The organism is Pseudaquabacterium terrae (assembly GCF_013266755.1).
GTDB lineage: Bacteria > Pseudomonadota > Gammaproteobacteria > Burkholderiales > Burkholderiaceae_C > Pseudaquabacterium > Pseudaquabacterium terrae.
In genome coordinates, this window is the sequence record NZ_JABRWJ010000027.1 from 1 (window position 1) to 9076 (window position 9076).

The 9076-nt window shown below is 67.7% G+C and carries 6 protein-coding genes; 2 read left to right on the plus strand and 4 right to left on the minus strand.

Features of this window, described 5'->3' with window-relative positions; translation table 11 throughout:
• Positions 1-124 precede the first annotated feature (124 nt).
• Positions 125-400 (minus strand): hypothetical protein, encoded by a 276-nt coding sequence (locus HLB44_RS36260; protein WP_173135621.1) that lies wholly within the window; start codon positions 398-400, stop codon positions 125-127.
• A 438-nt stretch (positions 401-838) separates the two neighbouring features.
• On the opposite strand from HLB44_RS36260, the gene HLB44_RS36265 reads away from it, so the two are divergent.
• Both HLB44_RS36265 and HLB44_RS36270 read left to right on the plus strand, forming a co-directional pair.
• Positions 839-1375, plus strand: a complete 537-nt coding sequence (locus HLB44_RS36265; protein ID WP_173135624.1) for a hypothetical protein — start codon at positions 839-841, stop codon at positions 1373-1375.
• Positions 1376-1772: 397 nt separating this feature from the next.
• Positions 1773-2900, plus strand: a complete 1128-nt coding sequence (locus tag HLB44_RS36270; RefSeq protein WP_173135627.1) for an NUDIX hydrolase — start codon at positions 1773-1775, stop codon at positions 2898-2900.
• A 375-nt stretch (positions 2901-3275) separates the two neighbouring features.
• On the opposite strand, the gene HLB44_RS36275 is transcribed toward HLB44_RS36270, so the two are convergent.
• The 3 genes from HLB44_RS36275 to HLB44_RS36285 form a co-directional block, all read right to left on the minus strand.
• Entirely contained in the window at positions 3276-4574 is a 1299-nt protein-coding gene (locus HLB44_RS36275; RefSeq protein ID WP_173135630.1) for an RCC1 domain-containing protein, read from the minus strand.
• Positions 4575-4822: 248 nt separating this feature from the next.
• Positions 4823-8155, minus strand: a complete 3333-nt coding sequence (locus tag HLB44_RS36280) for a BTAD domain-containing putative transcriptional regulator (RefSeq protein ID WP_173135633.1) — start codon at positions 8153-8155, stop codon at positions 4823-4825.
• Positions 8156-8436: 281 nt separating this feature from the next.
• Positions 8437-8985: a hypothetical protein gene (locus tag HLB44_RS36285; RefSeq protein WP_173135635.1), complete on the minus strand. Its 549-nt coding sequence runs from the start codon at positions 8983-8985 to the stop codon at positions 8437-8439.
• Between the last annotated feature and the right edge of the window lie 91 nt (positions 8986-9076).

Here is a 9076-nt window from a genome sequence, read left to right on the forward strand (position 1 = left end):
CGCAACGTCACGCGCTCGATCTGATCAAGCAGATCCGGCCGTAGACAGAAACGCGAACCCAGATCTCACGCCAAGTGCCTGTGGCACAAGAACAAACTCGTTCGGCGGGTGCTGGAACTTCGGTCTAAAGCTCGTCGCGCTTGTCCATGGCCGCAATCAATGTGGCGAGTCGATTGAGCAATGCGGCATCGTTGCCCGGTTCGTCTTTATTGACTGGGCTAATCCGCAGACCTTCATTGTCGAAACGAGCGAGCGACAGGGCGTCAATCTCGGGTGAATCGGCAATCGTCTCGCGGAGCCTGAAGTGGGGCGCGACATTCAGGATGTCCGGACATCCTGAATGTCGCGCCCCAGTCGACAGCCCTCCCTCGGTGTAGAACCGTGGCGCGGCGTTGCCCATGAGGGCCGCAGGATGGGTTGCGAGGGCGGGGCCCTGTTCGGGTGTCAAACGCAGTGAAGTTGCCCCATTTGTGCCGGTAAAGTCGCCACAAGTGGTCCACTTTGGCTGCGATCAATCAAATCGTCCTTGCGTGACAGGGACTTAGAAGAGATTGAAGTAAAGATGACACTGGTCCCCAGCAGCGAGCTCATAGCGCTACGAGTTTGCAGGGTGGCTGACCGCGGCTGACCAGGCTACGGAGCACGAAGTGCCCGTGGTCGTGCATGGACTCCGCCAGGCATGACCAGAACCAAGCGGGCAGGCGCCAGGTCGTCGTCGAGCCAGCGCAGCACCTGCGCCACCGAGCCGGGGTAATGCGAGCTGTGGCAACGGACGGGATGTCGGCAAGCTAGGTCGCCAGCCCGAGTGATGGCAGCGCTCCGAAGTCGCAGCGGTGCGATGGACCGCCGGAGCGCGGCGACCGACGGGGCGACCCAGGTGGGGTTCCCGCGTGTGAAGCAGCGTTCGCGTCGGCGGACGTTGCCGCGGCGGCGGGGCGGTTTTTGCACGGCATCGCAAGAGTGGCGGATTTACTGCAAGATCACCGCGAGTGGCAAGTTCTATGGAATAGAAATTGAAGTGATGTTGCCACCGATGAAGCGGGGCTCCATAGGTGAAGTGGCGGAGCGAGGGTGGGGCAACTTCGCTGCGTTTGACACCGCCGTCGGGGGCTGCCCGCAAGACGCGAAGGAGCCGGTCATGAGCCGCGGCGCCATCCACACCTCGAGCCTTCACAAGGCGGACCGCATGTGGCTGCTACTCGGTGGCTGCATCGAGCCTCTTCGTCGCACGGGCGAAAGGCGCTACACCCACGACCTGTTCGACCATCCGCTTCGAGCGAACGGGCGCCGCGACGACGTCCCCGCAAAGCTGCTCAGTCGGCTCAAACAGCTGCTGAAGATGCGAGCGGCGAACGACAGTCATTGGACGGCCTAGATAGCCTAGGAGCCCCACGCGGGAGTTTCACCACCATCGCGCCCATCAGTGCCACGGCCACATGAGGCCGCATTCTCCAAATCCACTGTGCTTCGTCATCAGCGCGCCGTCCGCCTCTTCGGCCAGCGCGCACGTGCGGATGAGCCACTCGTCGCGCTTTCGTCGTGGAAAGAATCCCCCGCCCTCGCGAACGGTGATTCGCTACCTGAATGATTCCCGCAACAGGCGCGGCAAGGTAGGATCGGGTGCGGGCAGATGCCTTATTTACAGTTCCTGAGGGCGACAGATGTTTCTGACTCGACGATTCGACGAGATTGCCTTTCGACTCAGGATAGCGCTACTGCGATGGCGCTCAACAACAACGTCTTTGTGTGTAGGGGCAGTAATCGGTGCCGCAGTGAATGTCTTTACCGGAGACAGTGCAGTTAGCTTTCAGTTCATCATAGAGAGGATGACGAATCCTGAGCTCCCACTGTTCTATCTCCTATTCGGGGTTGTTATTCTGATACTAGTCGTGTGGCTCGGTGAGTGGGCTCTTTCCTACTATTGCAAACGGCGCAGATGGGAGCTGCTGCTGGCGGGCCTTGCACGCGAGCGCACGAGCCCGTCGATCACGCCATTTTCATCAAGCACCATTAGCTGGGGTGAGAATCTTACTCTCCAACTGTGTCCAGACTTCCCGCTGGGGTGGAAGATTGACGCGATCGAGCTCCGGTTTCTTATGGGTGGACACCCATTCGCCCTTCCTCGAGCCGACCAAACGCTATACAGCCAATTCCGCAAGGAGAGTAGGTCAAAACGGTGGTATCAGCGTGACATGGATTCCTGTCGACTTGCAAAGAACCCAGTCAGCTTTTCCGATTCACCCAGGTTGACTCTTGAAGTCCAGCAATGCAAATATTCCCAAGCGCAGTACACGAATCATAGGTTGGCCCCGGACCAGCATCGCAAGCAAGATGCTATCCGCTCGATACTGAGGGGCGACATCCCCTTCGCCAACGTATTCGTCATTCACGCCGTAATCATTTCGGACGACGACCAGCTTCTCGGAACCGAGGCGTCAATGAAAAAGGACTATTTTGGTGGCTGCTGGTCGTTCTCGATCGAGGAGCAACTCCGAGTGGATGATATGTCGGCTTCAGATGTCTATCAGCGTGTGGGCACTTGGATGAAAAGGGCGCTGCGTGAAGAGTTGGGTGTGGTTGAGCCCGATGACTACGTCATCGACAACATTCGTGTGCTGTCGGTCTTTATCGAAGGTCACAACTTGAACTGTGGACTCTGCTGCGTGGCGCGTCTTTCCATCGATGCTGCCATGTTGTCAGCGATTATTAGCGCAAAACCCCGCCAGGACTACGAATTCACTGACTATCGGTTCTTCAGCATTGACGAGGCTATCGAGATGCTGCGATACCCGACATTGCGTTTGCACCCCACATCAGAGTACAGATTGTTTCTTGCCCTCAGTTGGTTACTTACGCCGCCAAAGTTGGCTCGAAGGCTGTTTCGGCAAGAAGAAGCCTAGTTCCAGCCGTGCTGGACCGATACGTCCGGCAGGCAATTGCTCCCACTCCGACAGGGACGGCTTTCGTCGGCAATGGGGTCATTCCGTCAAAGGCGTACAGACCGCGACGTTTTGACATAACACCGGATGGGGCCGGCACGCCGGAACGTGCGGGCAAGGGAAGCTCCGAGCTGCGATAGCAGATGGCCACCAGGTCGCGGGCTCAAGCAGGCACCGGCGATGGCGAGTGCGTCCTTCCAGGCGGCGAAGCACGGTTCACCTGTTGGATTTCCACTGATTTCCATCGGACTTGGAAACATCCCGTCCCGTGGAAAGTGCCGGACATGCACGCGGTGCTGGGTGATCTTGCTGTGGCGTGGACTGAGCGCGCACGCTTCACGGGAAGTAGCTGAACATTGTCGGCACGCGGTGAGTCATGTAGAGAAAGTTGCCGGACCTCGCGTCGCGCGCGAAGTCATAGGTGCCCCAGCCCCACAGGCGGCCCTGCGTGTCAAGCGCCACCGCGCCTTGGCTCGAGGTCGTCACCTGCGCCATGCCGGTCGCGACCTGCACCGGTGCTGCCCGTGGTACCAGCGTTCCATCACCCACGACGCCGTGAAACTGCTGATTCGGGCCCCAGGACCAGGCGCTCCCGTCGGCCTTGAGCGCGACGACACGTTCATCGGACGCACTGACGCTCACGAAGCCCTGGCCGATCAGGGTCGGCGTGTGGCGATCGATGTTCGTGTCGTCGCCGACCAGGCCGTCGAGCGCGTTCCATCCCCATCCGTACAGCGCGCCCGATGAAGTGACCGCGTAGCTGCGATAACTCGCCGCCGCAATCGCCACCACGTGCTCCAGCACCCGCTGCGGCGTCACTTCCGCTACGACGATCACCGCCTTGCCATTGCCGAGCTGGCCGTAGGCGTTACGGCCCCAGGCCCACAGGCTGCCGTCGCGCTTGACCGCCAGCAGGTGGTCGGCGCCCGCGACGGCCTGCGTCCAGTCCGCGTCGTTGCCCAGCCGTGTCGGCGTCAGGAACTCGTGCGGCTCGAACTCGGTTGAGTTCCGAAGGATGTTGGGCCCCCACACCCACAAGCTTCCATCCAGCTTGACGCCGATCGTGGGTCCGCGGGAATACTCGGCGTGTGCTCCGTTCGCCACCTGCCGGAAGCCTTCGGCCACGCGCTTGGGTGCGCAGCGGTGCGACTTGCTGCCGTCGCCGACATTGATGCCCCAGGCCCAGACGCTGCCGTCGTCTTTCAGACCGACCAGCGTGCCCCTGCCGGTGATGCTCGTCCAGTTACCGCCCAGGCTGACGGGCACCGGACGGTCCACCGCGTCACCATCACCGATCTGGCAGTTGGCGCCGCTGCCCTTGGCGTAGAGGCGGCCATCGCGCAGGCGCACGTAGACCACGGTGCCACCGCTGTGGACTTGGGCCACGGCAGTGGCCGCACACGATGCAGGGTAGACGAGACAGGCGAAATCGCTGCGCTTGCCCACGTGCTGCAAGGCCCCGCCGCTCACCGGCCCGAGGATGTAGACATCGTCGCCAGCGACGCCGACGTAGTTGCCCGTCGTCGGGTAGTGGCGGTAGGTGTAGGGCGGCGACACCTGGTTTGCCTGCGGGCCGGGAAAATATTGCGCGTATGTGCGCTCGGCCCAGTCGAACAGGGCGGCCGCGTCGGGCACCGCGGGTGCGGGCGGTGGCAAGGCCAAGGCCCGCCGCTGGGAGGGAGGGCTGTCCGACGATGCGGGCCGATCGTCGCCGGCAGGCGGGGCACCGCCGCCGCAGGACGACAGTGCCAGCGCGCATGAGAGGACAGCGGCGCGGTGCCGAATGACTCGCCACAGGCATGCGTTCTTCATGACCACCACTCCCTGCGTTCACCCGGCACTTCCGGGCGTTCGCAGCCTAGGAGGGCCGCGTTACCGGGGGGTTACCCGGCGAGCGCGCGGTTCACCGCGTTGCGCCGCAGGAAGCTGTCGTGGAACGGCGCCGGCAGCTCGTGAACGGCGCGCTGCACCCAGTCGAGCGCTTGCGCGCGCACCTGCGCCGCTTGCGCGCTGCGACCGCCGGCCTGCAGCCCGCGCGCGATCAGCAGCCCGAGCTCGGGCCGGTAGAAGCCGGTCGGCGCGAGCAGCGTGCCGTCTGCGCACAGCGCTTCGGCGCGCAGCGCCGCCTGCTGCGCGTCGCCGGCGCGCAGCAGGGCGTCGATCGCCAGCGCCTGGGCGCCGATCGTGTGGCCCATCAGCTCGGCCGCGCGCGCTTCGGCGGCCACCGCCTCGCACAGCGCCAGCGCCGCCGCGGCTTCGAGGTGGCGGCTGCGTTCGAGCTGGATCGCCAGCCGCACGTCTGCGCGGTCGCCCGCGGCCAGCGTGGCCAGCGCCGCATCGAGCCCGGCCAGCGCGGGCCGCCCCTGCGCGTGCTGCGCCAGCGCGCGCAGGGCAACGCGGCGGCCGCTGATGAAGGGCGGCAGCCCGTCGTCACCATCGTCCTGCAACAGGCGCGTGGCGCGCGCCCACTGGCCGAGCTGCAGCCACAGCAGCGCGAGGTGGTTGCCGGCGTTGGCGGTCCACAGGCGGTTCGCGTCAGCTTCGAAAGCGGCGTGCGAGCGTTCGAGCCGCTCGATTGCTTCGGCGTAGCGCCCGACGTCGCGGCACATCGCGCCCAGCGTCATGTCGATGCCGCTGGCCAGCCCGGCCAGGCCGTCGTGCTGCTGGCGCAGCCGCAGGCCGCGCTCGGTGGCTTCGATGGCGGCGTCGGCGTCGCCCCAGAAGACGCGGTTGACGCCGAGGTTCGCGTACATAGTGGCCGCCGTGCCGACGTCCTCGTCCTGTAGCGCCAGGCGGATGCCGTGCTGCAGGTGCTCGAAGCCTTCGCGACGCCGGTTGCAGCGTTCGAGCACGGTGCCGAGCTCGCCGAGGAACTCGTAGCGCGGGCGCGCCGAGCGCAGCTGCGCCAGGCGCGGCAGGCCGCCAGCGAGCAGCGCCGCGGCGTCCGCCGGGCGGCCGAGGTTCAGCAGCGCCACCGCGAGCCGCCGCGCGCCGAGCAGCGCCGCGTCGGCATCGCCGGCCAGGCGCGCGATGGCCGCCGGCATGGCGGCGGCGACGGCATCGAACTCGCCAAAGACGATCTGCGCCTCGGCGAGCGCCAGCGCGCGTTGCGCCGCCTGCACCTCGTCGGCCGGTAGCGCCTGCAGGGCCTGCAGCGTCTCGCGCAGCTCGTCGCCGCCTGCGCACTGCACGAGCGCGCCGATGCGCTCGCAAAGCGCATCGAAGCGCTCGGCCTCGTGGCCGGCACGCGCAAAGGCGTCGGCAGCCGCTTGCAGCAGCTGCGCCTCCTCGCGCCGCCGCCCGGCGGTCAATGCACCGGCCGCGGCCAGGCGGAAGGCCACGGCCGCCTCGCGCCAGCGCCCGGCGCGGCGCCAGTGCTCGGCGGTGCGTGCGGCCGGCAGCGCGTGGGCCTCGGCGCAGGCGCCGATCTGCGCAAGCAGCTCGCGGGCGATCGGCTCCGGCACCGTGCGCAGGCAGGCCTCGCGCACCAGGTCGTGCGCGAAGCCGTCGCCAGCGACCACCTGCGCCTGCTCGAGCTCGCGCCAGGGGCCGGCCAGGTCCAGCGCATGACAACCCAGCACCTGCGCGGCCAACGCGATCGAGAAGTCGACGTCGGCCAGTGCCAGCAGCTGCGCCAGGCGCCGCGGCGCCGGGCCGAGTTGGTCCAGCCGGCGCTCGATCAGCGCACCCACCGGCAGCGGTAACGGCAGGTCCGCGGTGCCGCGCAGCTCACCCGCCGGGCCCAGGCTGGCGAGCACGGTCTGCAGCACGAACATCGGATTACCTCCGGTGTGGCGCAGCAGCGGCTGCGTCCAGTCGTCGGCCGCCAGCCCGGGCACGGCCAGCGACTGCAGCAGCGCATGCAGCGCCGGCGCAGGAAGCGGCTGGAGCCGGCACTCGCCGCCGGCCTGCACATCGCGCTCGGCGAGCCAGTGTTGCAGCACGGCGGGACGTTCGCCGGCGCGCACGGCCAGCAGCCACAGCGGCGCACCCGGGTGCTGGCACGCGGACAACACCGCCTCGAGCGACGCCTCGTCGGCGAACTGCAGGTCATCGAGCGCCAGCACGCGCAACCCGCCCGCGGCGGCATGCGCCACTGTGCGCCGGACGGCCGCATGCAGCCGGGCTGGCTGCAGCGGCGCCGCCGGGCTGCAGCCGAGCGCGGGCACCAGCCAGGCCAGCTCGTCGCGCAGCGCGCGATCGTCGGGAAGGCCGCAGGACGCGTGCAGCGCCTGCAGCAGGCGCGACAACAGCGCGTAGGGCACCGAGCGGTCGCCAGGCCGTGCATCCACCAGCACCCCCGGCCGGTGTGCCTGCACGTAGTCGGCGAGCAGGCGGCTCTTGCCGATGCCCGGCTCGCCGACCAGCAGCAGCGGGCGCTGCGCGGCGAGCGCTTCGTCGAGGTGCTGCCAGGCCGACTCGCGCCCGATCAGTCGGGGCGGACGCAGCAGCGCCAGCGGCGGCGGCGCCACGGGCGGTTGCGACGGCGGCGGGTCGCCGCGTTCGATCAGCTGCAATAGCGCGAGCGTCTCGTCGCTCGGCAACACGCCGAGCGACTCGTTCAGCAGGTGCCGGCAGCGCTCGAACGCGTCGAGCGCCGCGGCGCGGTCCGCGCGCAGGTAGTGCAGCCGCATGATGCGCCGGTGTGCATGCTCGGCCGCGGGCTCTTCCTCGAGAAGCCGCTCGGCGCTGACGAGTGCCGCGGCGATGCGGCCGTCGGCTTCCAGCTGCGCGGCCGCCGCGGCCAGCGAATCGCGGCGCACGACGCGCCAGCGTTCGCGGGCCGCGAACACCCACTCGGCGAGTCCGGGGCTGTCGGCATAGTCGAAGCTGCCCAGCAGCGCACCGCGGGGCCAGTCGACCGCCGCGGCCGATCCGGGCGGCGGCGTGATCGACAGGGCACCCAGGTCATGCTTGACGCCCGCGGCGAGCGTGAGCTGGCGCTGGCCCGCCACCACGTCGGCGCCGGACGCGCGCTTGAGCCGGAAGATGCGCTGGCGCAGGCTCAGGTTGGCGCGCCGCGGGTCCACATCCGGCCACAGCCACGCGGCGGCGCGTGCGCGGTCAGTCGAACCGTCGAGCACCAGCAGCGCGAGCAGCGCGGCATCGATGCGGTTCAGCTCGAGCAACACCACGCTGCCGCGCATCAGACGCGGCCGCCCCAGCAAGATCGCCTGCAGCGAACCGTCTGCGAACCCTGGTGCCGTCGTGTTCATCGCGCCCTCCGCTACAGTGGGCTGATCAGAGGTGCCGCTGCGGAAGGCGCCGGTCCATCGGCGCTGGACGGCGCCGAGGACCTGGCACGCTGGCCAAGTGCGGCAGAAGCCGCTCAGCGCCGAACCGTGCGACGCGGACCTTGGCTCGTCCGAGCATGCGAGCATTCTCACCGCGAGCGGCTCGTGGTCTCGTCTCGCGTCCGAGCGCGCGACAAGCGAAATCCATCGACCATACGAGGCGAGCCCAAGCGACGCGTTGGCACCGGGCAGGGGCCGGCGCGTCAGGCGCGCTTCGGCCCCGCGCCGTCTGCCCGTGCAACCTGGTCGACCCAGCTGCGCAGGTGCTCGTCCTCGAAGTCGTAGCGGCCCCGGGTCTCCCGCTTGGCGAGGATGCCCTTGGCCTCGAGCTGCGCGAGCGTGTTGTGCACCGACGCCGGCGCGACGGGCGCGGCCTGGCCGACGAAGGTGGCCAGGCGCTGCCGGCTCTCGTGCGAGAAGAGCTTCGCTCCCGCGGCCACCTCGAGCAGCAAGGCCCGCTGCAACGGCGTGCATTCGGCGTACTGCGCCTCGAACCCGATGTCGGTCCGGTTGCGCCTCCTGAAATCCTCCAGCGCCTCGCGAACATCGGCCTGCGGCACCTCCGTCACCATGAAGCGCGCGAAGTCGATCATCTCGCCCGGACGGTGCAGCAACTGCGAGAACGCCCAGTCCAGGTCGATGATCGGCACGTCGCGCTGCGAGATGGCCTTGATGCGCGCGGTGACAAAGGTGACGAAGCCGATCCCAAGCAGCGGGAAGTGGCTCTTCGTCGTTTCGTGTGGAACGGGCAACCGGCGTTCAGTGAGCGTACGCGCCTGAAGTACGCGGCATAGCCGCGGCGAACGGGGAGACCGGCAGATGCGTCAGCTTGCCCAGCCGCAG